General features: G+C 72.6%; 24 protein-coding genes. 10 read left to right on the top strand and 14 right to left on the bottom strand.

The genetic code is table 11. The features are described from left to right. Window positions 1-9: 9 nt before the first annotated feature. Complete coding sequence (locus DEJ32_RS13895; protein WP_110901690.1) at window positions 10-1,875, bottom strand: sugar-binding domain-containing protein; 1,866 nt, start codon at window positions 1,873-1,875, stop codon at window positions 10-12. Between the two features lie 52 nt (window positions 1,876-1,927). Here DEJ32_RS13895 and DEJ32_RS13890 point away from each other — a divergent pair, with 52 nt between their 5' ends. After that, entirely contained in the window at window positions 1,928-2,953 is a 1,026-nt protein-coding gene (locus tag DEJ32_RS13890; RefSeq protein ID WP_110901689.1) for a LacI family DNA-binding transcriptional regulator, read from the top strand. A 23-nt stretch (window positions 2,954-2,976) separates the two neighbouring features. Here the strand turns inward: DEJ32_RS13890 and DEJ32_RS13885 are convergent, their stop codons facing one another. Beyond that, window positions 2,977-3,765, bottom strand: coding sequence for a TetR/AcrR family transcriptional regulator (locus tag DEJ32_RS13885; RefSeq protein WP_110901688.1), 789 nt, complete (start codon window positions 3,763-3,765; stop codon window positions 2,977-2,979). A gap of 86 nt (window positions 3,766-3,851) precedes the next feature. Between DEJ32_RS13885 and DEJ32_RS13880 the strand changes: the two genes are divergently transcribed. Further along, on the top strand, window positions 3,852-4,709 hold the full coding sequence (locus DEJ32_RS13880) for an NAD(P)H-binding protein (protein ID WP_110901687.1): 858 nt from the start codon (window positions 3,852-3,854) through the stop codon (window positions 4,707-4,709). Between the two features lie 21 nt (window positions 4,710-4,730). Here DEJ32_RS13880 and DEJ32_RS13875 read toward each other — a convergent pair whose 3' ends face one another. The 8 genes from DEJ32_RS13875 to DEJ32_RS13840 form a co-directional block, all read right to left on the bottom strand. Beyond that, window positions 4,731-7,139: a glycoside hydrolase family 31 protein gene (locus DEJ32_RS13875; protein WP_258369067.1), complete on the bottom strand. Its 2,409-nt coding sequence runs from the start codon at window positions 7,137-7,139 to the stop codon at window positions 4,731-4,733. Between the two features lie 52 nt (window positions 7,140-7,191). Continuing rightward, the gene (locus tag DEJ32_RS13870; protein WP_110891263.1) at window positions 7,192-8,088 is read right to left on the bottom strand and encodes a carbohydrate ABC transporter permease; all 897 of its coding nucleotides are present in this window, start codon (window positions 8,086-8,088) and stop codon (window positions 7,192-7,194) included. Next, entirely contained in the window at window positions 8,085-9,041 is a 957-nt protein-coding gene (locus DEJ32_RS13865) for a carbohydrate ABC transporter permease (RefSeq protein ID WP_110825937.1), read from the bottom strand. Before DEJ32_RS13865 ends, DEJ32_RS13870 begins: the two co-directional genes overlap by 4 nt. A gap of 43 nt (window positions 9,042-9,084) precedes the next feature. Further along, complete coding sequence (locus tag DEJ32_RS13860) at window positions 9,085-10,389, bottom strand: ABC transporter substrate-binding protein (protein ID WP_110891262.1); 1,305 nt, start codon at window positions 10,387-10,389, stop codon at window positions 9,085-9,087. A 97-nt stretch (window positions 10,390-10,486) separates the two neighbouring features. Further along, window positions 10,487-10,885: a hypothetical protein gene (locus DEJ32_RS13855; RefSeq protein ID WP_110901686.1), complete on the bottom strand. Its 399-nt coding sequence runs from the start codon at window positions 10,883-10,885 to the stop codon at window positions 10,487-10,489. A gap of 93 nt (window positions 10,886-10,978) precedes the next feature. Next, window positions 10,979-11,167: a hypothetical protein gene (locus DEJ32_RS13850; RefSeq protein ID WP_110901685.1), complete on the bottom strand. Its 189-nt coding sequence runs from the start codon at window positions 11,165-11,167 to the stop codon at window positions 10,979-10,981. A gap of 56 nt (window positions 11,168-11,223) precedes the next feature. After that, window positions 11,224-12,036, bottom strand: a complete 813-nt coding sequence (locus tag DEJ32_RS13845) for a fructosamine kinase family protein (RefSeq protein WP_110825939.1) — start codon at window positions 12,034-12,036, stop codon at window positions 11,224-11,226. A gap of 34 nt (window positions 12,037-12,070) precedes the next feature. Continuing rightward, window positions 12,071-12,919 (bottom strand): LysR family transcriptional regulator, encoded by an 849-nt coding sequence (locus tag DEJ32_RS13840; RefSeq protein WP_110901684.1) that lies wholly within the window; start codon window positions 12,917-12,919, stop codon window positions 12,071-12,073. A gap of 70 nt (window positions 12,920-12,989) precedes the next feature. Between DEJ32_RS13840 and DEJ32_RS13835 the strand changes: the two genes are divergently transcribed. Next, on the top strand, window positions 12,990-13,925 hold the full coding sequence (locus DEJ32_RS13835; RefSeq protein ID WP_110901683.1) for a DMT family transporter: 936 nt from the start codon (window positions 12,990-12,992) through the stop codon (window positions 13,923-13,925). A 12-nt stretch (window positions 13,926-13,937) separates the two neighbouring features. Here the strand turns inward: DEJ32_RS13835 and DEJ32_RS13830 are convergent, their stop codons facing one another. After that, complete coding sequence (locus tag DEJ32_RS13830) at window positions 13,938-15,284, bottom strand: MFS transporter (protein WP_110901722.1); 1,347 nt, start codon at window positions 15,282-15,284, stop codon at window positions 13,938-13,940. Between the two features lie 179 nt (window positions 15,285-15,463). Between DEJ32_RS13830 and DEJ32_RS13825 the strand changes: the two genes are divergently transcribed. Then, a complete protein-coding gene (locus tag DEJ32_RS13825; RefSeq protein ID WP_110901721.1) occupies window positions 15,464-16,333 on the top strand; it encodes a UbiA family prenyltransferase in 870 nt (289 codons plus the stop codon). 80 nt (window positions 16,334-16,413) lie between these two features. Here the strand turns inward: DEJ32_RS13825 and DEJ32_RS13820 are convergent, their stop codons facing one another. Further along, entirely contained in the window at window positions 16,414-17,190 is a 777-nt protein-coding gene (locus DEJ32_RS13820; protein WP_110901682.1) for an alpha/beta fold hydrolase, read from the bottom strand. A 50-nt stretch (window positions 17,191-17,240) separates the two neighbouring features. On the opposite strand from DEJ32_RS13820, the gene DEJ32_RS13815 reads away from it, so the two are divergent. After that, window positions 17,241-17,654 carry a MarR family winged helix-turn-helix transcriptional regulator gene (locus tag DEJ32_RS13815; protein WP_110901681.1) on the top strand — a complete coding sequence of 138 codons (414 nt, stop codon included), beginning with the start codon at window positions 17,241-17,243 and terminating at the stop codon, window positions 17,652-17,654. A 59-nt stretch (window positions 17,655-17,713) separates the two neighbouring features. Continuing rightward, a complete protein-coding gene (locus DEJ32_RS13810) occupies window positions 17,714-18,880 on the top strand; it encodes a N(5)-(carboxyethyl)ornithine synthase (RefSeq protein WP_110901680.1) in 1,167 nt (388 codons plus the stop codon). A 129-nt stretch (window positions 18,881-19,009) separates the two neighbouring features. Here DEJ32_RS13810 and DEJ32_RS13805 read toward each other — a convergent pair whose 3' ends face one another. Then, window positions 19,010-20,209: an NAD(P)/FAD-dependent oxidoreductase gene (locus tag DEJ32_RS13805; RefSeq protein WP_110901679.1), complete on the bottom strand. Its 1,200-nt coding sequence runs from the start codon at window positions 20,207-20,209 to the stop codon at window positions 19,010-19,012. A 141-nt stretch (window positions 20,210-20,350) separates the two neighbouring features. Between DEJ32_RS13805 and DEJ32_RS13800 the strand changes: the two genes are divergently transcribed. The 4 genes from DEJ32_RS13800 to DEJ32_RS13785 all read left to right on the top strand — a co-directional run bounded on the left by DEJ32_RS13800 (window position 20,351) and on the right by DEJ32_RS13785 (window position 23,055). Next, on the top strand, window positions 20,351-20,608 hold the full coding sequence (locus tag DEJ32_RS13800; RefSeq protein WP_181420687.1) for a hypothetical protein: 258 nt from the start codon (window positions 20,351-20,353) through the stop codon (window positions 20,606-20,608). Window positions 20,609-20,733: 125 nt separating this feature from the next. Further along, a complete protein-coding gene (locus DEJ32_RS13795) occupies window positions 20,734-21,501 on the top strand; it encodes a hypothetical protein (RefSeq protein WP_181420686.1) in 768 nt (255 codons plus the stop codon). Between the two features lie 74 nt (window positions 21,502-21,575). After that, on the top strand, window positions 21,576-22,529 hold the full coding sequence (locus DEJ32_RS13790) for a DUF2382 domain-containing protein (protein WP_110901678.1): 954 nt from the start codon (window positions 21,576-21,578) through the stop codon (window positions 22,527-22,529). Between the two features lie 58 nt (window positions 22,530-22,587). Next, the gene (locus tag DEJ32_RS13785; protein ID WP_110901677.1) at window positions 22,588-23,055 is read left to right on the top strand and encodes a DUF1801 domain-containing protein; all 468 of its coding nucleotides are present in this window, start codon (window positions 22,588-22,590) and stop codon (window positions 23,053-23,055) included. Between the two features lie 27 nt (window positions 23,056-23,082). Here the strand turns inward: DEJ32_RS13785 and DEJ32_RS13780 are convergent. Then, a partial coding sequence (locus DEJ32_RS13780) for an acyltransferase (RefSeq protein ID WP_110901676.1) occupies window positions 23,083-24,198 on the bottom strand: 1,116 nt, incomplete at its 5' end.

Genomic DNA, 24,198 nt, shown 5'->3' with positions numbered 1-24,198 from the left:
CCGACGGGGTCACTGCCCGGTGACGGCCCGACGGATCTGCTCGACGGGGACCTTCGGTGACCGGTCGGCGTTCAGCAGCCCGTTCGTCTCCTGCATCGTGTCCGTCAGCTGCGTCCAGCACGAGCCGGCGAGGAAGGTGCTGGCGCGGACGGCGTCGTGCAGCGCCGTGATGCGCTCGACCCAGTCGTCGCCGTCGGTGGCGGTCGTGTAGCCCCAGCCCTCCTCCCGGCGCCCGCCCGACTGGTGTCGCACCCCGCCGAACTCGGTGAGCATCACCGGTTGCCCCTGGTCCACGGCCCCGCCGACGAACTGTGGGTGGCCGGACGGGGCGAGTCCTTCGAGGGCACGGGTGCGGGCTGCGTCGTCCGCGTAGGTGCGCGCCAGCACCGCACCGTCGCCCTCGTAGTCGTGGATCGTCACGATGTCGGTGTCCTGCTGCTCCCAGCCGTCGTTCCCGATCACGGGGCGGGACGGGTCGAGCGCGCGCGTCAGGTCGACGAGGGCGCGGGAGTACGCCTGCTGCGCCGGGTCGGACACGACGTGCTGGATGCCCCACGACTCGTTGAACGGGACCCAGGTGACGATGGACGGGTGCGAGGCGTCCCGTTCCACGGCCGCGGTCCACTCCGCGGTGAGACGACGGACGGCGGTGGGGGAGAACTCGTACGCGGCCGGTGCCTCGCCCCACACCATGAGGCCGAGGCGGTCCGCCCAGTGCAGGAACCGCGGGTCCTCGATCTTCTGGTGCATCCGTGCGGCGTTGAACCCCAGGGCCTTGATGAGTTCGACCTCCTGGCGGTGGGCGAGCGGGTGCGGTGCGGCCAGGTGCGACTCCGGCCAGAACGCCTGGTCGAGCACGCTGCGCACCGGGTACGGCGCACGGTTGAGCAGGAACCGGCCACCGCCGACGCCGACGCTCCGCATGCCGAGGTAGCTCGACACCGCGTCGAGCACGTGGCCGTCCTGGTCCACGAGGGCGAGCACGGCGTCGACCAGGCGTGGGTGCTCGGGCGACCAGGTCAGCTCGTCCTCGGCCTGGCCGTTGCGCTGCCGTGCGACCGGCACCGTCACGTCGAGGGTCGGCCGACTCGCGGTGGCGTCCCAGTCGGTGGTCCCGAGGTCCTCGTCCCGTTCGTCGAACCGCAGGGCGACCCGCAGCCGCGCTCCGGCCGGCACGCGGCCCCGGAACCGGACGGTCAACGCGGTCGCCGTGGCCCCCGCCGGCGACCACCGGAGGGAGCTGATCGCGGTGCGCGGCACGGCCTCCAGCCAGACCGGCTGCCAGATGCCGGTGGTGCGGCGGTACCAGATGGCGTGCGCGTCTTCGTGCCAGTCCTGCTTGCCGCGGGGGAGGGTGACGTCGGCGGGGTCGTCCTCGGCGCGGACGACGAGCAGGTGCTCGGTCGTGCCGTCGGCGCCGTCGGTCAGCAGTGCGGTGACGTCGAACGAGAACGGCGTGTGCCCGCCCTCGTGCTCGCCGACGAACCGGCCGTCGATCCACACCTGGGCGCGGTGGTCGACGGCGCCGAAGTGCAGCACCAGGCGGGGGCGTGCGGTGCCGTGGCCGGCTGCCTCGAGTTCGGCGCGGCCGATCGTCCGCGCGTACCAGACCACGGGGTGGAACCCCGGGTCGCCGATCCCGGACGCCGGGGACTCTGGCGGGAACGGCACCGTGATCGCGCGGGGGGCCGGGAGGCCCGTGGCCCATCCCGAGTCTGCTCCGGAGTCGTCGTCGTCGTACCGGAAGGACCAGGTGCCGCTGAGGTCCGTCCAGTCGCGGCGGAGCATCTGCGGTCGGGGGTACCGGCCGTCCTGACGACTCGCGAGGGGGAGGTCGGTGACGTCGACGGGGACCGGGGAAGCGACGGTGCTCATGGTCGAGCAATTTACAGCGCTGTAAACGCAGCGTCAACGGTACGGTGAGCGCGTGGGCCAGGTCACGCTGCAGGACGTCGCGGAGCACGCCGGCGTCTCGATGAAGACCGTGTCCAACGTGGTCCGCGGGTACCGGCACGTCAGCGACGCCATGCGGGAGCGCGTGCAGCGGTCCGTCGACGAGCTCGGGTACCGGCCGAACGTCTCCGGGCGGAGCCTCGCCACCGGACGGACGAACATGCTCGCGTTCGCCTTCCCCGACCTCCGCCGTCCGTACTTCGCCGAGCTCGCGCACGTGTTCTCCCGCGTGTGCGCCGACCGCGGCTACCAGCTCCTGCTCGAGGAGACCGCCGGAGCGCCGGGCGGCGAGCTCTCCGCCGTCCGTGGGCGTGAGGCGGGCGTCGTCGACGGCGTCGTCATCCACCCCCAGGTCCTCACACCGGCCGAGATCGACCGGGCGCGCGGGGACACCGCCGTCGTGTTCCTGGGCGAGGACGTCCGACCCCCGGGCGGCGACCTCGTGGCCATCGACAACGTCTTGGCCGCGTCCGAGGCCGTCGCGCACCTCGCCGCACTCGGGCGACACCGCATCGGGTTCCTCGGGCACGAGGTGGGCGAGCAGTCCCGCACCTCGGCCTTCCGCATGGAGGGGTACCGCGACGGCCTGGCCGCTGCCGGGCTGCCGTTCGACCCGTCGCTGTGCGTGCCGCGCGAGGTCGGCGACGCCCGCGGGGCCGAGCAGGCCTTCGGACGCGCGCTCGACGACGGACTCTCGATCGACGGGCTGCTCTGCCGGGACGACCTCGCCGCGGTCGGCGCCCTCCGTGCGATGCGGTTGCGCGGGCTCGAGGCGCCACGCGACGTCGCCGTCGTCGGGTGGGACGCCATCGGCCTCGCCGCGAGCCTGGTGCCGAGTCTGACCTCGGTCGCGCCGGACACCGTCGCGCTCGCCGAGGCGGCACTCGACCGGTTGCAGGAGCGCATCGCCGGTCGGCCGGGCGAGGGGCGTGCCGTGACCGTCGGGCACCGGATCCTGGTCGGGGAGAGCGCGCCCTACCCGGACGGCTCGGTCGACTGACGGGAGGCCCGCCCGTGACGGGCTCAGTCCTCGTCGTGGCCGGATCCGCCGTGCTCTCCGCGTCGGCCACGGTGGCCGGGCTCGCCCTCGTGGTCGACGACGCGGTCCAGCCACTCGGCGAGGACCGACCGTTCGGCCGGGGACAGGGCCGCGAGGTCCGGCGCGACCGACCGGAGGGTGAGCGCGGCCGTCCGGGTCGCGGACGGCCCGTCCGGCGCCGCCCCGCTCGGATCGGGCGTGCAGATCTGCGTCATGACGGCCGCGAACGCGGCGTCGGCGAGGGCGGGGTCCCGCTCGCCCTCGGGCTCCTCGAGGAGGGTGAGCACGGCGCCCGTGCCGGCCGCGTGCAGGAGCCGGACGGCGTCGCGCTCGCGGACCGCGAGCCTCCCGGCCGCTGCGACGCGGCGCAGACGGTCCTCGAGCAGGCGGAGCCCCGCGGCGACGGCCGGTGACCCGTTGCCCCGTCGCGGGTCGCTCATGATGACGAAGAGGTCGGGGTTGTCGAGCCCGAAGCCGATCGTCAGGTCCCACCCGATGCGGAGGTCGGCGACGGGGTCGACCTCGTGCTCGGCGGCTGCGTGGACGGCAGCGGCCTTCGTCCGACCGAACTCGGTCATCGCGTGTTCCGCGACGGCGTCGAGCAGGCCGTCCTTGTCGCCGAACAGGCGGTAGATCGTCGGCGGTTGCACGTGCGCGCGGTCCGACACCGCCCGGGTCGTGACACCGGCCGCTCCGTCCCGACGCAGGAGTTCCGCGGCGGCGGTCACGATCCGGTCGCGGACGTCGGCGCGGGGCAAGGGCGCATCGGGCATGGATCAACGATAACGACTCCTTGCTACCGCTGTGTTTCCGGTGGTAGGTTCGTTCTGTTACCACCGTTAGCACGAAGGAGACATCGATGATCACCATCACCGGAGCGACCGGCGCCCTGAACGGCGCGACGACCGACCACCTGCTCGAGCGGCTGCCCGCATCGGAGGTCACCGTCGTCACCCGTGACCCGGCCCGAGCCGCACGGTTCGCCGAGCAGGGCGTCACCGTCCGGCAGGGCGACTACGACGACCCCGACGGACTGCGGTCCGCCTTCGCCGGTGCCGACCAGCTCCTGCTCGTCTCGTCGAACGACCCTGCCGGCGACACGATCGGCCAGCACCGCAACGCGGTCGACGCCGCGGTGGCAGCCGGGGTCGGACGGGTCCTCTACACGAGCCACCAGGGAGCCGGTGCCGGCTCGCCGTTCCTGCCGGCCCGGCACCACGCCGCGACCGAGGACATGCTCGCCGCGTCCGGGCTGCCGTGGACCTCGCTGCGGAACGGCTTCTACGCGCACAGCATCCAGTGGATGACCGGACCGTGGCAGGCCACGGGTGTCGTGTCGGTACCGGCCGACGGGCCGGTGTCCTGGACCGCCCGCGAGGACGCCGCCGAGGCCGCCGCGCAGATCCTCCTCGCGGCGGAACCCCTCGACGGCCCGGTGACGCTCACCGCGAGCGAGGCACCGACGTTCGAGGACCTGGCGCGCACCGCCGCAGCGGTGTCCGGTACGCCGGTGCGCTTCGAGGTCGTGGACGAGGACGAGTGGGTCGCCCGCGCGGTCGCCAGCGGACAGGACGAGCGCATGGTGCGCTTCCTGCTCGGTATGTACCAGGCGGCGGCGCAGGGTCGGTTCGCGGGCACGGACCCGCTGCTCCGTGACCTGCTCGGGCGCGAGCCGGCGACCGCGCAGGACCTGCTCGCGCGGATGGTGGCGGCCTGACGGACCGCGGCGAGCCCGTCGTCAGCGCCCGTCCGGCTGCACGCTCCCCAGCAGCTCGACCAGGGCGCTCCGCAGGGAGTCCGGCAGCCCGACCGTCTCGAGCTCGACGATCCGGTCGGCCCGCGGCACGTCGCGGTCCACGACCTCCCACGCGGTGAGCTTCTCGGGGTTCCCGGCCTGGGCGCGCTCGAGCAGGTCCCGCGCGGCGTCCCGTGCGTCGACGCCGACCGACGGGGGACCGGCCAACGTGAGGACCGCGCCCTCGTCGGTGGGGACGTCGAGGTCGATCGAGAACCGGTCGGGCCGGACGACCGCGGCCTCCTGCCCGGCGGCAGGCGACCCGAGGAACGTGACGCGCCACCGTCGACGGACCGGGACGACGTCGACGTCCCCGACCGCCGCGTCGACGCGGAACGAGGCGGTGTCCCGGTCCCACGTGAGCGTCGTCCGGCAGGCACCGGTGCCGTCGGCGACGGAGGGTCCCGCGGATCCGCCGGGGTCCTCCTGCCCGGACGTGTCCTCGCGGTCCTCGACGAGCGTGAAGCTGCCGGAGGCCCCGGGCGCGACGAGCACCTCGAGCGCGGCCGGGTTCACCGTCGCGTCGACCTCCTCCGGTGCGGCGAGCGGCAGGATCCCGCCGGCCCGCAGCAGCACGGGGATCGTGTCGAGCGTCCGGTGCAGGTCGACGAAGCGGTCCCCGGCGTAGGTGGTGCCCGTGAACACGTCCGTCCAGGTCCCGGCCGGCAACCAGGCGCGGGCGTGCCCACGCAGGGTCACCGGGTCACGCGGTTCGACGATCGGCGCGACGACCAGCTCGGTGCCGAAGGCGTACTCGTTCGGGACGCGGTACGCCTCGTCCCGGTGCGGCTCGAGGTGGTACATCGGCCGGACGAGCGGGGTGCCGGCCGCGGCGAGGTGGTTCATGGTGTGCAGGTACGGCACGAGGCGGTGCCGGAAGCGCAGGGCGTCGCCCATCGCCGCCCGCGGTTCGGCGGGGAAGACCCACGGCTCCTTGCGGATGAAGGGGTTGTTCGCCGAATGCAGGCGCATGATCGGCGAGAACACGCCGAACTGCACCCACCGTGTCGCGAGTTCGTCGTCCCGGACCCCGCGGGTGTGCCCGCCGATGTCGTGACTCCACCACGGGTAGCCGATGTTCGCGGCGGTGGCGGTGAACTCCGGCTGGAACGCCAGGGACGCCCACGAGACGACGGCGTCCCCGGAGAACCCGACGGCGTAGCGGTGGCTGCCCGGTCCGGCGTAGCGGGAGAACGTCATGCCGGCGCCGCCGTCACGGGCCGAGTCGAGCAGGTGGAAGTGGTTGAGCACCCAGAGCGGGTCGACCCCCGGGACGGAGGACGTCCGGCCCTGCTGCCAGTCGATCCACCAGAAGTCGACGCCCTGCTCCTCGAGGGGACGGTGCAGCACCTCGAAGTACGCGCGGAGGAAGTCCGGATCGGTGGGGTCGAACGGGATCGCCTGCTCGGTGTCCGGGTCGACCCCCATCGCCGCGGCCATCGCGGGGTAGGCGTCCTCGAACGCCCGGACGCCGTCCGCGGGGTGCAGGTTGAGCGTCGTGCGCATCCCGCGCCGGTGCAGCTCGGCCAGGAACGCTGGCGGGTCGGGGAAGAGCGAGGGCTCCCACGAGTAGCCGGTCCAGCCGTTGCCGAACCGGGACGGGACGGACTCCACCCGGTGCCAGTCCATGTCGATCACGGCGACGGAGAACGGCAGGCGCTCCTCGTCGAACCGGTCGAGGAGGGCCAGGTACGACTCGTCCGAGTACGGGTGGTAGCGGCTCCACCAGTTGCCGAGCGCCCACCGGGGCATCAGGGTCGGCGGCCCGGACACCGCGTGGAACGCCCGGAGCGCCGCGGCGTAGTCGCGCCCGTACGCGAAGACGCTGACGTCCCGCCGGCCGGGGACCCGGCTGCCGACCCAGCCGTCGTCCTCGAACAGGAACGACTCGCTGTCGTCCAGCATGACGATGCCGTCGCGCGCCAGGACGCCGGACTCGAGCGGCATCCGCCCGTCCACGTCGTCGAGGGTGCGTCCGGTGCCACCCAGGTCACGGGCCTCCTGGCCGTAGCGCCAGCGGTTCGCGTCGGGTCCGGAGGTCTCGACGACCAGGCCGGCCGACGAGAACGGCCGCCCGTCGTACCGCAGGGTCGCACGGTCGGTCGTCACCTCGACACCCGCGCCGCGGCGCAGCACCGTGTACTCGGGTACCTCGAGCCGCCGACGCACGGCGAACGTCGAGGCACGGTCCTCGAAGCCGCCGTCCTCGCTCCACTCGACCCGGAACAGGCCGTCCTGCAGGACCGTGACCCGCCAGTGGTCGCCGTGCACGACGGCCTCGGCGGAGGCGACGGGGTCGGATCCGGGGAAGGGGCGGATGGTGGGCAGGGGGCCGGGAGGGGGTGTGGTCACGCTGGTGGTCCTGTCTCGGCCGTTCCGGCCGGTGTCGGTCTGGAGGCTCGGTTCAGCTCTTGACGGCGCCCTGCGTCACGCCGCTGATCACCCAGCGCTGCGCGAACAGGTAGACGATGACGGTCGGCGCCATCGCCATGAGGTACGAGGCGAACGCGACGTTGTAGTTCGTGCCGAACTGGCTCTGGAAGATGTTCTGCACGACGGGCAGCGTCTGCAGCCCCGGGTCCGCGGTGATGAGCGACGGCATCATGAAGTCGTTCCACGAGGCGAGGAAGGCGAAGATGCCGACGGTCGCGTTCATCGGTCCGAGCAGCGGCAGGATGATGCGCCAGAAGATCTGCCACGTGGAGGCGCCGTCGATGCGGGCGCTCTCCTCGAGTTCGACCGGGATGGAGCGCAGGAACGCCGAGTAGAGCAGCACGCTGAACGACAGTTGGAACATGGCGTGCAGGATCGCGACGCCGATGGGGTTGTCGAGCGAGATCATCGCGGTGAGCTTGATCTGGGGGAGCGCGACGACCGGGAACGGCAGGAACATCGCCGCGAGCAGGTACACGAACGACCAGCGGAAGAAGCGGCGGTGCCAGTTCCGGACGATGGCGTACGAGGCGAACGAGCTGAGCAGGAGCGTCGCGACGACGGTGAGTGCGGCGACGCCGAGCGACACCGAGAACGAGACCGGGAAGCGGGTGAGCGCCCACGCCTCGGCGAAGCTCGCCGGGTTGAACGGGGTCGGCAGGGACAGCGCGTTGCCGTCGACCGCCTGCGCGCTCGTCTTGAACGCCATGGCGACCGTGACGTACAGCGGGACGAGGACGGTCAGGGACGCGAGCGCCAGGATGATCGTCAGCGGCCAGTTGACGCGCTCGAGGCGGCGGCGGCGCGGCTGGTCGGGGGTGGTGCGGGCGGCTGCGGTGGCCGGGGACCGGGTGTCGATGGCGCTCATGCGAGTCGGAGGTTCCTTCCGCGCGTCACTGCGAGCTGCAGGACCGAGATGAGGACGGTGATGATGAAGAAGACGGTCGCGTTGGCCATCTGGTAGGCGTAGTCACCGCTGGTGAAGCCGGTGAAGATCGTCATCGCGACACTGCTCGTCGCGGAGCCGGGCCCGCCGTTCGTCAGGCCGACGATGACGTCGTAGGCGCCGAGGTAGCCCTTCACGCCGAGCACGGTGTTGATGACGATGAAGCCACCGATGAGCGGCAGGGTGATCGACCGGAGCTGCTTCCACGTCCCGGCGCCGTCGAGGGAGCTGGCCTCGTACACGTCGGCCGGGATCGAGGTGAGTCCGGCGGTGTAGATGAGGAGCGCGCCCGGGATGGTCTGCCACGCCGAGACGATGACGATGGCGAGCCACGCCAGGTTCGGGTCGCCGAGGATGCTCTGCTCGAGCGGGCCGAACCCGACGGACGTTGCCAGGGCCGGCAACGTGTTCGAGAACAGGTAGTTGAAGACGTAGGCGACGATGATGCCGGACACGACCATCGGGATGACGAACACCGACCGGAGGCCCGCGGCGAAACGGACCCGCTTGGACAGGGCGATGGCGAGCGACAGCGCGATCGTCTGCGTGACGATGACGGTCACCACCGCGAAGCCGAGCGTGAACCCGTACGACCCGAGGATCGCCGGGTCGGACACGAGTGCGCGGTAGTTCTCGATGCCGAGGAAGTGCCACTGCCCGAACCCGAGATAGTCCGTGAAGCTGTAGAAGATGCCGACGCATGCCGGCGCGACGACGAACGCCGTGAACAGCACGAGGGCGGGCACGAGGAACAGGTAGTACATGCCCTCGGTGCGGTGCAGGGAGCCGACGCGGCGGTGGACGCGGGTCGCTGCGGTGGCGGGGCCGGGACGGGGGTCCTCGGTCTCGGGGGTCAGGGGGGTCTGCATGGTCATGATCGCTCCTGGGGTCCGGTCCGGCTGTTCCTGGTCGCGCCGGTCAGACCGTCGCCGAGCGGCCGGCGAGTCGTCGCCAGTCGGTGTCGAGCCGCCGCAGCATCGAGTCGAAGTCGCCGCTGCGGATGGCGGTCTGCAGGTAGTTGCCGAGCGGGATGGAGGTGGGGATGAACGTGCCCGCGCCCTGGTAGAACGCGCCGTCGTCGACGTACTGCTGCAGTCCCTGGATGCGCTCGTCGGTCTGCGGGGCGGCGTCCTCGGTGGTCGAGAACGCGAGGTTGTCCAGGTTGTAGGCGTTGATCACGTCGGGCTGCATGAGGAACTCGACGAGCTCCTGCGCCTGCTCGAGGTGCGGGGTGGTGGTCGGGATCCACAGGCCGAGGTCGATGTTGACGCGTGCCTTCCGGTCACCCGGGTCGTTCGAGACCGGGAGTGCGAAGGTCCCGACGGGCAGGTCCTCGTCGACGAGGGCGATCTGGCTGAGCGCCCACGGTCCCTGCAGGTACATCGCCGCCTTGCCCTGTCCGAAGGCGAGGTTGCCGTCCGCGTAGGAGCGGGTGGCGTGGTCGGGGTTGAAGAACGACGAGATCGTCTTCGCGCGCTCCATCGGGAGGGCGAAGTCCTTCTCGAACGACACCTCGGCGTCCGGCCCGACGTCGGTCCCGAGGGCCTTCATCTTCCGGAAGAACGAGCCGGTGTCGACCAGGCTCCCGACCGAGTAGTCGAACAGGCCCTGCCAGAGGGTCCAGGTGTCCCGGTCGGTCGCGTAGACCGGGGTGATGTCGGCCTCCTGGAGCGCGGTGCAGACGTCGACGAACTCGTCCCAGGTGGTCGGGACCGGCAGGCCCTGCTCGTCGAAGATGCGCTTGTTGTAGATGACGCCGGCGGCCGCGAGCGAGAACGGCAGCACGCTCGTGCGGTCCTCGTACTTCGCGTACTGGTTCGTCAGGCCGTCGATGCTCTTCCGGACCCGACCGGCGGAGGGCAGGTCGCTCAGGTCACGGAGCACCCCGCGCTCGATGTAGCGCGCGAGTTCGAGGTTGTCGTTGAAGCAGCCGACGTCGGCCGGCTCACCGCGGACGAACTGCGGGGCGATGGCGACGGTGCTGTCGTGCACGACCCGCACGCCGCGGTTCTCGCGCTCGAAGCGGCGGAGCAGGTCGTCGAAGTAGGCGATGACCTCCTGCTTCTGCTCGTAGAAGCGCAGGGTGCTGCCGCCCGCCGCGGTGCTACCGGCCGAGGGGGCCGAGCACCCGGCGAGCGCCAGTGTGCCGAGCCCGAGCCCGCCGACGGCGCCGGCGAGGAACCCGCGCCGGCTGAGAGCCGATCGTGCCGTTGTGCTGCCCATGCCCATGGTCACTCCCTTTCGCGCTCCGTCGCGCCAGCCCAGTTTTACAGCGCTGTAAACGCAAAGTCAACGCCGCGGCAGCGTTCTCCGGGGAGGGTCACGGGAGGGACGAGCCGCGGGGTGCCGGCGTGTGCTGGAGCTCCTGCCGCAGGGACCGGACGGCCCGCATGAGGTCGTCCTGCTTCCGGGCGCTCGCGCCGAGCGGCGATCCCAGGGCGGGACGCGCGATCACCCCGAGGCGTCCTGCCCCCGTGACGAGGGCGAGCGACCAGCCGCTCTGCCCGGTGATGCTCCTGCGCTCGTCGGGTTCGACGTCGCGGAGGTCCACCCACGGGATCTCGACGACGGGCTCGGCCTGGTCGGGTGTCCAAGCGTGCAGTCCGACCTCGTCGACGGTCCAGAGCGCCGGTCGCGCCCGACGGCGGGGAGCGATGCCGAACGCGGCGAGGTCACCGCGGAGGTTCACGTGTGCCGGCAGGAACAGGCGCGGCCGCACCTGCCACGCCCGGGCACGGGCCAGCGCGGCACGGTCGCGACGGCGGTACCGGGCGGTGCCGACCGCGAGCGCGACCGCGGCGAAGAGGAGGAATCAGGGCAGCAGCCAGCCCCGGGTGCTGCGGCCGTCGCCGGACCCGACACCGACCCCGCTGGCGAGCTCGAGCGCGATGCTGGCGAGCCCGAGCACGCCGAGGACCGCGACGGCGACGACGGTCTTCCGGACGGGCGGGAAGGCGCCGTCGCGGAGTCGTTGCATCCAGGGTTCGGGGACGGTGGTCATCTCCCCAGCCTGGCAGGGGGACGGCCACCCGTCCGGCGTGGATGCGGTCCGGGCCGTCAGGCGTAGCGGCGGGCGGCGCGCAGTGCGGCGTCGGTGTACGAGCCACCGAACAGGAACACGTGCAGCAGGAGCGGGGCGAGCTGGTGCAGCGCCACGCGGTCCTGCCACCCGGGGGCGAGCGGCGACTCGTCGTCGTACGCGGCCAACACGGTCCCGAGCTCCGGGAGGCCGAAGAGCGCCAGCAGCGCCAGGTCCGTCTCCGCGTGACCGCCGTGCGGGGTCGCGTCGATGAGCACGGCGCCGGTCGGTGCGTCCGCCTCCCGCGGCCAGAGCACGTTCCCGGCCCAGAGGTCGCCGTGCAGTCGGGCCGGACCGTCCCCGACGAGCGCCGGCTGCGGGGACCCGAGCGAGCCGTCCTCCAGGCGGTCACAGACCCGCTCGAACACGGCGGCCTCGGCACCGTCGTACCCGCCGGCGTCGACGATCCGCTCGACGAAGTCCCGGATCCGGTATTCGGCGAAGAACGCGCCCCAGGACGTCGGCGCCTCGGACGCGGGGACGAACGGTGTGCGCGAGCGGCCCATCCGCAGCGGACCGTTCGCCGGGAACCCGGGCGACGGGGCACCCCAGTGCGCGGCACCGGCGGCGTGCGTGTGGGCCAGCGAGCGACCGAAGCGCGCCGCCTGCGCACGGGTCGGGGTCCCGTCGGCGATGAGCTCCAGTTCGAGCAGGGTCGGGTGTGGACGCCCGAGGACGCGGGCGATCCGGGTGCCACCGGTCTCCTCGGCCTCGGCGAGCCACTCGAGGCCGGCCGCCTCGGCGGCGGCCTCGTCCGGGTCCGTGAAGGTCTTCGTGTGCGTCGAGGCCATCACCCCATCCTGCCGACCGGGGACGGCTCCGGGTTCAGACGGCGTCGACCAGGGCCCGGGCGAGGGGGTGCCACGGCCGCGAGGACGGCCCGCTCAGCACCAGCGTCCGCTGGTACCCGGGCGACATCGGCAGCATGACGAGGTCCGGCGGCAGCATCACGCGGCCGAGCGTCGGCACGATCGAGACGCCCTCGCCGCGCTGGATCATCCCGAACATCGTGCTCATCTCCCGCACGCGGTGGGCGTAGCGGAACGGCTGTCCGGCCCGCTCGTGCATGAGCTGGATCTGGTGCTCGCAGCCACCGCCGCCCGCGACCAGGCCGTCCTCGTGCAGGTCGTCGAGGGTCAGCGCCGGGAGCTCGGCCAGCGGGTGGTCCCGGCGGACGACGGCGGCCATCTCGTCCTGAGCGACGACGACCCCGCCGTCCGGTACCACGGTCGGGTCGACGAGCACCGCGGCGTCGACCGTGCCCGCTTCGAGCCACTCCGGCATCTCGTCGTCGTCGCCCTCGTACACCTGCACGTCGACGTCCGGCAGCGTGACCGCCCAGACCGCGCGGAGCCGGGGGAGCAGCCCCTGGCACACCGTCGGGACGGCGGCGAGGCGCACGGTGCCGCGTGCCGGGGCGGGCCGCACCACGGCCTCCAGGGCGTCGACCGAGGCGAGCACGCTCCGGGCGTGGGCGAGCAGGCGGTCGCCGAGCGGCGTCGGCGCGGTGGCGGCGCCGCGGAGCACGACCGGGCCGCCCACCTCGCGTTCGAGTCCGGCGACCGCGTGCGAGACGGCCGACTGCCCGACACCGAGCACGAGCGCGGCCGCGGTGAAGGAGCCCGCGTCGACGGTCGCGACGAACGCGCGGAGCTGGGGGAGCGATACGGTCATGCGCTTCCTTCATGACGGCATGAGCGTCATGCGTTTGCCGCATGACCGGACACTCCCGAGACTAGGCCTCGTGAACGCCCTCCTCTACGTCCTCGTCGCCCTCACGTGGGGCTCGAGCTTCTTCTTCGCGAAGATCGGGCTCGAGGGCTTGGCGCCCCAGCAGGTCGCCACGGTCCGCACGGTGCTCGGCGCACTGACGCTCGTCGTCGTGCTGCTCGTCACGCGCCGTCGGTGGCCGCGTGAGCGGCGGCTGTGGGGACACCTGTTCGTCGTCGCGGTGTTCCTCAACGCGGTGCCGTCGTCCCTCATGGCGTGGGCCGAGCAGACCGTGCCGTCCGGGCTCGCCAGCATCTACAACGCGACGACGCCCATCATGACGCTGCTCGCGCTGGCCGTCCTGGTGCCGACCGAGCGGTTGGACCGGCGGCAGGTCGGTGGGATCGTGCTCGGCATCGTCGGGGTCCTCGTGCTCGTCGGTCCCTGGGACGTGCTCGGCGACCCGGAGGTCCTCGCGAGCGTGCCGGGACAGCTCGCGCTCCTCGGCATGACCGCGTCCTACGGCATCGGCCTCGCGTGGCTCCGCCGCTTCGGCGTCGGCGGCGGGATCGATCCGACCACCGTCGCGACGGTGCAGCTGACGCTCGCCGCGGTGCTCATGCTCCTGGTCGCACCCGTCATCGCGACCGGTCCGGTGCGGCTGGACTGGAGGATCGGAGCCGCGATGGTGGCGCTCGGCGCCGTGGGCACGGGGCTGGCGTACGCGTGGAACACCCGGCTGGTCGGGGCCTGGGGCGCCGGGCGCGCCTCCACCGTGACCTACCTGACGCCGGTCGTCGGGGTCGCACTCGGCGTCCTCGTGCTCGGGGAGCCGCTGCGGTGGAACGAGCCGGTGGGCGGTCTCGTCGTGCTCCTCGGCATCGCCCTGGCGTCGGGACTGATCGGGTCGCGGCGTCGGTCGGTTCCGGCGCCGTCCGGTGAGCAACGGGCGGCGGCCGCCGGTCGGTGACGAGCCCGAGCGTCAGCGCCCTGCGGCGGACGGCGTCTGCTGCCGGAGCGGCTGCGTGCTGGTGTCGTGCAGCCCCTTGCCCGTCGTCTCGGGTGCCATGACCTGCGACAGGATCCCGCCGGCGACGCAGACGGCCGCCGCGATGAGCATGCACGCACCGATGCCGATCGTCGAGATGCCGACCGGGAGCAGGAACGTCCCCGCGGCCGCGCCGATGCGGCTGCACGCGGCGGCGAACCCGACGCCGGTGGAACGGACCTCGGTCGGCAGCACCTCGATCGGGTAGACCGCGGTCAGGTTGCCCTGCACGGCGTTCATGAACGAGAACACCGCGAAACACAGCACGACGACGACGCCGGGCGCGGATCCCCACAGTCCGACGACGGCGAGCGCCACGGCCATGATCCAGAACGGCGGGATCAGCTGCCGGCGACGACCGAGCCGCTCGATCGTGAGCATGCCGACGAGTGCTCCGACCGCCGCCATCGCGTTCACCGTGATCGTGCCCGCGGCCTCGTCGTGCAGCTGCAGGGACTTCAGCACCGTCGGGGCGAACGTGAAGATCGCGAAGTAGGGCGCGACGTTGCACGCCCAGAAGAGGGAGATGAACGCGAGACGCTGCCGGTTCTCCTTCGAGAACAGCACGCGGTACCCGCCGGCCTTCTGCTGCTCCGCCGCGTACTGCTCGTCGCGGAAGTACGCGTCACCGCCGAGGTGCTCGGCGACGATCGTCCGTGCTTCGTCCACCCGGCCGCGGGCGAGCAGCCACCGCGGCGACTCCGGGAACCCGATCCGGGCGACGGCGGTGACGACGGCCGGCAGCGCGCTCGTCACGAGCACCCACCGCCAGCTCAGGCCGAACGCGTCGATCATCACGTAGGCGGTGACGACGGCGATCAGGTAGCCGCCGTACCAACACACGAGCAACCCGGACAGTCGTCGGCCGCGGTCCTTCGCGGGGGCGAACTCGGCGAGCATCGCGGCACCGATCGCGTACTCCGCGCCGATCGCGACCCCGAGCAGTACCCGGACGACGAACAGCTGCCAGCCGTCGGCGACGAACGCCTGCGCGAGACCGAGGACGATGAACGCCAGCACGTCGATCGTGAAGACGCGCTTGCGGCCGAACCGATCGGTGAGCCAGCCGGCGAGCGGCGCTCCGATGAAGATGCCGATCAGTGAACTCGCACCGATGAGTCCTGCGAGCACCGGGTCCAGGCCGAGCGCCACGGTGATGGCGGGCAGGGCGACGCTGATCACGCCGAGGTCGAACCCGTCGAGGCCCTCACCCCACGCGCAGGCGAAGGTCATCCGGCGCAGGAACCCCCGCCGTCCGGCCGGGATGCTCGTCGTGGTCATGGTGATCCCTCCCGCGTGCGCCCCGTGGTCGACGCCCATCGGACCCTAGGCCGGAGGTGGTCGTGTGCTCGTCCAGGTTCTCAGTGTGCGGACCCCACGAGGGGGACCGCCGGCCGTCGCACTGCCCGGTGGCATGGCTCGTGGCGACCGAGCACGCGCCCGCTCCGTACGCTGGCACGGTGACCCCTCCGCGCAGGCCCTCGACCGTCCGCCTGCTCGTCGCGTCCTCGCACCCCGGCCCGACCGTGACGGTGACGGTCCTCGCCACCGTCCTCGCCGCCGCGGTGGGGCACCCGGTGGGGACCGTCGTGCTCGTGGCGCTCGCCGTGGTCGCCGGCCAGCTCTCGATCGGGCTCGCCAACGACTGGATCGACGCCGACCGTGACCGAGCCGTGGGGCGGAGCGACAAGCCGGTGGCCCGGGGGCTCATCGCCGTGGGGACGGTCCGCGCCGCCGCCGTCGTCACCGCGGGCATCGCCGTCGTGCTGTCGCTGTTCCTCGGGCCGGTCGCCGCGGTCGCACACGTGGTCCTCGTCGCGGCCGGGTGGGCGTACGACGCCGGCCTGAAGCGCACGGCCTGGTCGGTCGCGCCGTTCGTCGTCGCGTTCGGGCTGCTCCCGGTCGTCGCGATCGCGGCGGGGCCCGACGTCAGGTGGCCCGCCGCGTGGGCGATCGCGACCGGTGCGGTCTTCGGCGTCGCGATCCACTGCACCAACGTCCTGCCCGACCTCGTCGACGACGAGGCGACCGGGGTGCGCGGCTTCCCGCACCGGCTCGGCCTGCACGCGTCCGGGGTCGTCGCGTTCGGCTCGCTCGTCGTCGCGGCCGTCCTGGTGCTCGTCGGCCAGCTCGGCGGCGACGACCCGGTCCGCGGGGTCGGCGCTGTGCTGGCCGTGCTGGGTGCGGTCGTCGTGGTCGTCCTGGCAGCGGTCGGGGTGCGACTCGTGCTGACCGGGCCGCCGACCCGCACGTTGTTCCGCCTGGTGATCGCATCGTCGCTCGTGCTCGTCGTCGAGCTCGGCTTCGCGGGAGCGGCCCTGGTGGCCTGAGCCGCGGCCGCGGCCGCGGCCGCCGCCGCCGCACACCAGTCCCAGGGCGAGACCGACGCCAGGGCGTGCGGAGTGCCCGATCAGGACCGGCGCAGGAACGGGTCGATGACCGCCCACGTCGCGTCCGGAGCCTCCAGGTGCGGGAGGTGCCCGGCCGCCGGGACCTCGACGAACTGGGCATCGGGAACGGCTGCGGCGACGGCCCTGCCGTACGCGGGCGTGACGACCCGGTCACTGGCACCCCACACGACGAGGGTCGGGACGTCCACCGCCCCCAGACGGCCGAGGAGCGTCGGGTCGCTCATGCTCGTGCCGGCGACGGCTGCCATGGTGCGGCGGTTCGCCTGCTGGACCGCGCGCTGCTCGTCGGTGGAGCCGGCCGGGTCCCGGTACCCGCGCTCGGGGTCGTGCCACGCCACCTCGGCCAGTCGGCGGGCATCGAGGGCGAAGAAGTCGGCGATCGGCTCACCGTCCACCACGACGCCGACGCCGTCGATCACCACGACGGCCCCGATCCGTCCGCGGTACCGGTCATCCGCGGCCGCCTGGACGGCCATCTCGAGGGCGACCCACCCGCCGATCGACGAACCGATCAGGACGACGTCGTGCTCGTCGCGGTCGACGAGGTGGTCGAGGTACGCGTGCGCGAGGTCGGCGACCGAGGCGATGGCCTCCGGCCGGGCGGTGCCGTCCCAGCCGGGGTGGGTCGGCGCGACGGCGTGCATGGTCGCCGCGAGGTGCCCGACGATCGGTGCGACGGTCTGCGGGCCACCGCCGCCGTGGAGGACCAGGGCGACCCGCGCGGCGGGATCGCCGTCCTGGTCGACGGGGAGGTCAGTGGGGAGGGTGCTGGTCATGGTCCACCTGTCTCAACATGTTGATGTAACGATGTTGATACCGTAGCACCATGCCGACGGACCTCGAACTGCTCGGACAGATGCTCAAGCGGGCGCAGTACCGGAACCACCGGACGATGGACGCTGCGCTCCGCGACGTCGGGGTCAGCCTCGTGCAGTGGGACGCGCTCCGTGCGGTCGACCGGATGCCCGGAGCCTCCGGCCACGACCTCGCCGTCGCCACGTTCCAGAGCGACCAGGCGTTCGGCACGCTCGCGACACGGCTCGTCGAACGCGGCCTCATCGAACGGTCGGCGGGACTCGGGCGCCGTCTCGTGCACACCCTGACGGACGCCGGCCGCGCAGCGCTCGACGACGGCCACGCGATCGCGGTCCACGTGCTCGACGAGCTCTTCGCACCGTTGGACGACGCGGGTCGGCGCCACCTGGAGCGCGCGCTGGCTGCTCTCACCGCGGCGGAGTGAAGGGCATCCCCGCAACCGGGTGCGCGGGGCCCTCGACCGTGCGGGCCGTACAGTGCACCATGACCGAAACCACGCCGACACCCCACCTGCTCCGGCTCGGGGTGCTGGCTGTCTCCCGGAAGGCCGACGAACGTCGCCTGCCGATCCACCCCGCACACGTCGAACGCATCGACCCCGACCTCCGCGCCAGGATGGTCCTCGAGCGCGGGTACGGCGATCGCTTCGGCGTCCCGGACGAACAGCTCGAACCCCTCGTCGGAGCGATGGCCACGCGTGCGGAGATCATCGCCACCACAGACGTCGTGCTCCTGCCGAAGCCCCAGGCACCGGACCTCGCCGACCTGCGGGACGGCCAGGTGCTCTGGGGGTGGCCGCACTGCGTGCAGGACCAGGCGCTGACGCAGCTCGCGATCGAGAAGCGCCTGACCCTGATCGCCTGGGAGGCGATGAACCACTGGCGGGCCGACGGCGGCTTCGGCCTGCACGTCTTCCACAAGAACAACGAGCTCGCCGGGTACTGCTCGGTGATCCACGCGCTGCAGCTCTGCGGCTCCACCGGGGACTACGGGCGTCGGCTCACCGCCGTCGTCATCGGTTTCGGTGCCACCGCCCGTGGGGCCGTCACCGCCCTCAACGCCCACGGCATCCACGACGTCCGCGTCCTCACGAACCGCGACATCGCCGCCGTCGGGTCGCCGATCCCGTCCGTCGACATCCTGCAGATCGAGCACGACGAGGACGCGCCGACGGGCAGCACGGTCCGGACCCGGGACGGCTCGGTCCCGCTCGCGCCGTACCTGGCGCGGAACGACATCGTCGTGAACTGCACCCTCCAGGACCCGAACGCGCCCCTGACCTACCTCCGCACCGAGGACCTCGAGGCCTTCCGCCCGGGGAGCCTGGTCGTCGACGTCTCGATCGACGAGGGGATGGGCTTCAACTGGGCACGGCCGACGTCGTTCGCCGAGCCCATGGTCACCGTCGGCGGGTCGACGAACTACTACGCCGTCGACCACAGCCCGTCACTGCTCTGGAACTCGTCGACGTGGGAGATCAGCGAGGCGCTGATGCCGTTCCTCCGGACGGTGATGTCGGGTCCGTCGGCGTGGGCGGAGTCGGACACGATCCGTCGGGCGATCGAGATCGAGCACGGGCAGGTCCGCAACGAGGCGATCCTCGCCTTCCAGGGCCGCGCGGCCGCCTACCCGCACACGGTCACCGCCTGACGGCGGCGTCTGCTCGGGACGCCTCGATGGCTCCGAGACGCCGCCACCTCCCGCGGCGTCCCGACCACTCGGCGGCGTTCCGCTCGGACGGACCCGTCTCGCAGGCCCGTCGGACGGACGGGAGGTCGACTACGCCCAGGCCATCGCGTACAGCCGGGCCAGGGCACGCGCGGTCGGGAGCGCCAGGACGGACCGGAGCAGCGCCTCCCGGCCGACGCCGACCACGTCGGGGACCGCGCGGCCGAGGGCCATGTTCGCCTCCGCCTGCCGTCCGGCCCGTCGTGCGGCGGCCTGCCGCCGGCGCGCGTAGACCGGCCATGGTCCGGCCGCACCGGTGCGCACCGCGTCGGCGAGGACCGGTGCCAGGTCGGCCGCGTCCAGCCACCCGAGGTTCATGCCCTGTCCACCGATCGGGCTGATCTCGTGGGCCGCGTCGCCGACCAGGACCACCCGGCCGAGTCCGACGCGGTCCGCGGTGCGGCGACGCACGCGGAAGGCGCTGAGCATCGAGCAGGTGGCGGGGTCCGGCGCGACACCCGTGCGGTTCCGCACGATCGCCGCCAGCCGGGAGGCCCGGTCCGCCTCCGGCGCGTCGGCTGCGGCCGCGGGGACGGCTGGGTCCGCCAGGGCGTCGTCCCGGGGGAGGAGCACGACGTACCGTCGGCGGCCGTCGGGGAGCGGGAAGGACTCGACCACGCCCGCCGCGCCGACGTCGACGAGGGCGGCCGAACGGGCGTCCGCGTCCTCGGGGTCGGCGAAGTCGCCCATCACGTAGCGGTCCGGGTAGTCCCGGCCGGTCGTCCCGATGCCGAGCAGGTCGCGGACCAGGCTCCGGGCGCCGTCCGCGCCGACGACGAAGGACGCGCGGATCTCGACCGGTCGGCCGTCGCGGTCGGTGCCGGTCGCGTCCACGTGGTCGCGGTGCCGGGTGAGCCCGACGAGTGCGGTGCCGGTCCGGAGTGCTCCGGGTGCACCGGCATCGAGCCGGTCGCGGAGGAGCACCTCGGTCCGGTGCTGGTCGAGCGTCGCCACGTACGGGTGCGTGTCGGACGCGCCGTCGAACGACAGCGTGCCGAGGACCCGACCGCGACTCCGGGCCACCCCGGTCCGCACGAGGACCGCCTCCGCGAGCACCGTGTCGGCCAACCCGACCTCGGCGAACGCGTCGAGCGACGGCGGGTGGATCCCGATCGCCCGCGAGCCGACCGGGTCGGTGGTCCGGCGCTCCCAGACCTGCACGGCGGTTCCCCTGGCCACCAGGAGCGCGCCGAGGAAGAGGCCGACCGGTCCGCCGCCGACGACGAGGACGTCCGTGGTGTCCGTGGTCACGGGCCGAGCCTACGCACGGCCGGACCACCGGTTGCCGGGAACGCCACCACGACCCCCAAAGAGCCCTTTGACGGTGCCGTCTCGCGAGTGTCACCATGACGCCGTGTCGTCGCCTTCGCCGCCGCCGGCGTCGCGATCGAGGTGTTCTCCATCGCCTGGGACCAGTCCCTGCAGACGAACGTGCCGCGCGACGTCCTCGCCCGCGTGTACTCGTACGACGCGGTCGGTTCGGTCGTCGCGGTGCCCGTCGGCGAAGCGCTCGTCGGACCGCTCGCGCACACCGTGGGAACGGTGCCGACCCTGCTCGGGTGCGCCGCGCTCATCGTCCTCGCCACCGTGGCAGCGGCCGCCACGCGGAGCGTCCGGCACGTGACGGTCGAGGAGTCCGCGGGCTCCTGACCGACCGGTTCCCGACTGTCCGCGAACCGCATCAGGTGCCGGATCTGCCAGCCCTCACGGGCGCACCCGAGTTCCGTTCCGGGCGGATCGACCACCAGCACGAGCACCACCGCCAGGAGGCACCCATGAGCACACCCGACGACGACACCCGGCCCGTCCGCGGCACCGGCGCGCACGACGGCACGGGTCGTGACGAGACGCACCACGACGGCGACGCCGCTCACGCGGTCGCCGCTCCCGGTGACGACCGGAACGACGGACGCGACCACGCACGGAACGACGGCGTCGCTGCGGGTGCTGCCGGACGCGCCGAGCGCGGTGCGACCCAGCGTGAGACCGTCCTCGAACGCGAGAAGGAGGAGTTCGCCGGCTTCAAGTGGGGCTCGGCGTTCTTCGGCTGGCTCACCGCCACCGGCACCGCGGTCATCCTGACGGCCCTCCTCACCGCCGTCGGCGCGGGCGTCGGCCTCGGCCAGAACGGCGGCGACGTCGACGACACTGCGAAGGACGTGACGCAGAACGGCGACGTCGTCGGCATCGTCGGCGCCATCGCACTCGCCGTGATCCTGTTCGTCGCCTACTACGCCGGCGGCTACGTCGCCGGCCGCATGGCCCGGTTCTCCGGTGCCAAGCAGGGCATCGCCGTCTGGATCTGGGCGGTCGTCATCGCGATCGTCGTGGCGATCATCACCGCCGTCGCGGGCAGCCAGTTCAACGTCCTCGGGAACCTCAACAGCTTCCCGCGGATCCCGGTCGACGAGGGCACGCTCACCGTGACCGGGATCATCACCGTGATCGTCGTCGCCGTCATCAGCCTGGTCGGCGCGGTCCTCGGCGGCCTCACGGGCATGCGGTACCACCGCAAGGTCGACCGCGTCGGTCTCGGCCGCTGAGCCGAGGCACCGCCCCGGGCGCTCTGCCCCCACGAACCCACCTGACACACCACCGCACGACGAAGGGAACGACCATGATCGACACGAACAACATCAACAGCGTCTTCGACGCCAAGGTCATCGACCCGGACGGCCAGAAGGTCGGCACCGTCAAGCAGGTCTACGTCGACAACACCGACGGACACCCGCTGTTCGCCAGCGTCTCCACCGGCCTCTTCGGCACGTCGGAGTCGTTCGTCCCCCTCGAGGGCGCCGACCTGACCGGTGACGAGCTCCGCGTCGCGTACGACAAGGACCGCATCAAGGACGCACCGCGCATCGACGCCGACGGCGACCTCAGCGACGACGAGCAGGACCGCATCTTCGACCACTACGGCCTCGGCAGCTCCACGGGCGCGACCACCGGTACCCGCACGGACGACGACACCGTCGGCGTGGACCCGGACCTGACGCCGACCGATCCGGCAGCCGCCCACACCACCGGTGACACGACCACCGCGACAGATGACCGCACCGCCGGTGCCGCGGGCTACGACACGACCGCCGACGCCACCGGTGTCGCCGACAGCGACACCGTCACCGGTCGTCACGCCTCGGGTGACGTCACCGACGTCGACCGCAGCGCCGGCCACGACACCTCGGGGGCGAACACGGACGACGCGATGACGCGGTCCGAGGAGCGCCTGGACGTCGGCACCCAGAAGGTCCAGACCGGCCGTGCCCGCCTCCGCAAGCACGTCGTCACGGAACAGCAGTCCGTCACCGTGCCGGTGCAGCACGAAGAGGTCCGCCTCGAGACCGAGCCGATCACCGACGGCAACGTCGGCGCGGCGACCGACGGCCCGGCCCTGTCCGACGAGGAGCACGAGGTGACCCTCAGCGAGGAGCGCGTCGTGGTCGACAAGGAGACCGTCCCGGTCGAGCGCGTCCGCCTCGGCACCGAGACCGTCACCGAGCAGCAGCAGGTCTCCGAGGACGTCGCGCACGAGGAGATCGAGCTCGACGAGGACGGCACCACCCGCCGCTGAATCGCGTTCTGCACGACCGGGCAGGCGTCGGAGGGGCGCCGACCACTAGCGTGAGCGCATGGCAGCAACCGACGAGACACCGGCAGTGGAGCCGACGCCGGCACAGCACATCGATGCGATGATCGCGGCGCACGCGGACTGGCGCGGATCGGTCCTCGCCGACGCACGTGCGGCGGTCCTGGCCGTCGACCCGGTGATCGAGGAGACCTGGAAGTGGCGGGGCGCTCCGGTGTGGGAACTCGACGGCATCCTCGTCGTCGGCAACGTCTTCAGGACGGCCGTGAAGCTCGGCTTCATGTACGGCGCGGCCCTCGAGGACCCGGACGGCCTGTTCAACGACGAACTCGGTGGCAACCAGCGTCGCGCGATCAAGTACTCCGAGGGGGACGACGTCGACGTCCCGGCACTGCAGGCGCTCGTGCGACGGGCGATCGACCACAACCACACGCGACGCCAGGCCAGCCGACGCCGCTGGCCGACCGACGCCGCTGACCGACCGACGCCGCTGACCGACCGTCGCCGCTGACCGACCGGCCCCGCTGTCGGGTCCGCGTCAGCTCGCGGCGCTGCGGGCGGCGTGGTCCTCGGCGACCAGGCGACGGGCCTCCCGGGCACGCGCGCGGAGCTTCTCGACCGGGACCTCGATCGCGTACGCCGCCCCGATGGACACGATGACGGCGGCGGCGAAGAGCCAGACGTTCCCGAACCAGCCGATCGCGAACGTGCCGAGCAGGGCGATCACGAGCGGGTGCCAGAGGTAGGCGGAGTACGACACCCGGCGTCCGAACCAGGCGACCGGGGACCAGGACAGGGCCACGGACACTGGGGTCCGCACCGAGACCAGCCCGCCGATGAGGACCGCCGCCGCCAGTCCGGTGGCCGGCATGAGCAGGCCGAAGGTCCAGGCGTGGTCGGTCCAGTCGTCACCGATCCAGAACTGCACGCCGACCACCGCCGCGGCGCCCGCCCAGGTGCCCACGTGTCCGGCCAGGCCGGAGGCGAACGAACGCCACCGCTCGTCGTCGAGCAGCAGCGCGAGTACGCACCCGGTGGCGAGCGGCACGACGCCGAGCACGGGGGAGAAGTACACGTCCGGGGTCGAGCCGCCCGAGGGGGTGCGGTAGCTGAGCCACGACGCTGCCGACGCCGCCACGACGACGGTGGACAGGCCGAGGACGAGTGTCCGCCGACGACGTCCGAGCGACAGCAGGAGCAGCAGCACCGGTGGCCAGACCAGGTAGAACTGCTCCTCCATCGACAGGCTCCACGTGTGCGCGAAGACCCCCTGCGTGGTGTCCCAGAACGAGCGGAACAGGTTCCCGGTGTAGGTCAGGGCGATGAACGCCGCCGAACCCGCCGAGAGCGACGCGCCCTTGTAGTCGCCGACCCAGTTCCAGAGCAGCAGTCCGGCCACGACGAGGGCGACGAGTGCCGGGTAGAGCCGGAGCAGGCGCTTCCACCAGAACGACACGAGGCGGATCGTGCCGGTCCGCTGCCGCTCGCGCAGGAGCAGCGTGGTGATGAGGTACCCGGAGAGCACGAAGAAGACCGTGACGCCGATCCACCCGCCCTCGAACTGCGGGACGTGCAGGTGGTACAGGACCACCATGACGATCGCGACGGTCCGGAGGCCGTCCAGCGCGAGGGCGCGACCCGGCGGCGACGCCGG

It is taken from the genome of Curtobacterium sp. MCPF17_046 (genome assembly GCF_003224295.1).
Lineage (GTDB): Bacteria > Actinomycetota > Actinomycetes > Actinomycetales > Microbacteriaceae > Curtobacterium.
Note: the sequence above shows the minus strand (reverse complement) of the source record. Positions and strands in the feature narration are given on the sequence as shown.

Coding starts and splice junctions, on each gene's coding strand:
- DEJ32_RS13850 (WP_110901685.1), bottom strand. CDS start 11,167: ATGACCACCGTCCCCGAACCCTGGATGCAACGACTCCGCGACGGCGCC.
- DEJ32_RS13795 (WP_181420686.1), top strand. CDS start 20,734: ATGAGCACACCCGACGACGACACCCGGCCCGTCCGCGGCACCGGCGCG.
- DEJ32_RS13810 (WP_110901680.1), top strand. CDS start 17,714: ATGACCGAAACCACGCCGACACCCCACCTGCTCCGGCTCGGGGTGCTG.
- DEJ32_RS13865 (WP_110825937.1), bottom strand. CDS start 9,041: ATGACCATGCAGACCCCCCTGACCCCCGAGACCGAGGACCCCCGTCCC.
- DEJ32_RS13790 (WP_110901678.1), top strand. CDS start 21,576: ATGATCGACACGAACAACATCAACAGCGTCTTCGACGCCAAGGTCATC.
- DEJ32_RS13860 (WP_110891262.1), bottom strand. CDS start 10,389: ATGGGCAGCACAACGGCACGATCGGCTCTCAGCCGGCGCGGGTTCCTC.
- DEJ32_RS13870 (WP_110891263.1), bottom strand. CDS start 8,088: ATGAGCGCCATCGACACCCGGTCCCCGGCCACCGCAGCCGCCCGCACC.
- DEJ32_RS13845 (WP_110825939.1), bottom strand. CDS start 12,036: ATGGCCTCGACGCACACGAAGACCTTCACGGACCCGGACGAGGCCGCC.
- DEJ32_RS13820 (WP_110901682.1), bottom strand. CDS start 17,190: ATGACCAGCACCCTCCCCACTGACCTCCCCGTCGACCAGGACGGCGAT.
- DEJ32_RS13815 (WP_110901681.1), top strand. CDS start 17,241: ATGCCGACGGACCTCGAACTGCTCGGACAGATGCTCAAGCGGGCGCAG.
- DEJ32_RS13785 (WP_110901677.1), top strand. CDS start 22,588: ATGGCAGCAACCGACGAGACACCGGCAGTGGAGCCGACGCCGGCACAG.
- DEJ32_RS13895 (WP_110901690.1), bottom strand. CDS start 1,875: ATGAGCACCGTCGCTTCCCCGGTCCCCGTCGACGTCACCGACCTCCCC.
- DEJ32_RS13840 (WP_110901684.1), bottom strand. CDS start 12,919: ATGACCGTATCGCTCCCCCAGCTCCGCGCGTTCGTCGCGACCGTCGAC.
- DEJ32_RS13880 (WP_110901687.1), top strand. CDS start 3,852: ATGATCACCATCACCGGAGCGACCGGCGCCCTGAACGGCGCGACGACC.
- DEJ32_RS13885 (WP_110901688.1), bottom strand. CDS start 3,765: ATGCCCGATGCGCCCTTGCCCCGCGCCGACGTCCGCGACCGGATCGTG.
- DEJ32_RS13830 (WP_110901722.1), bottom strand. CDS start 15,284: ATGACCACGACGAGCATCCCGGCCGGACGGCGGGGGTTCCTGCGCCGG.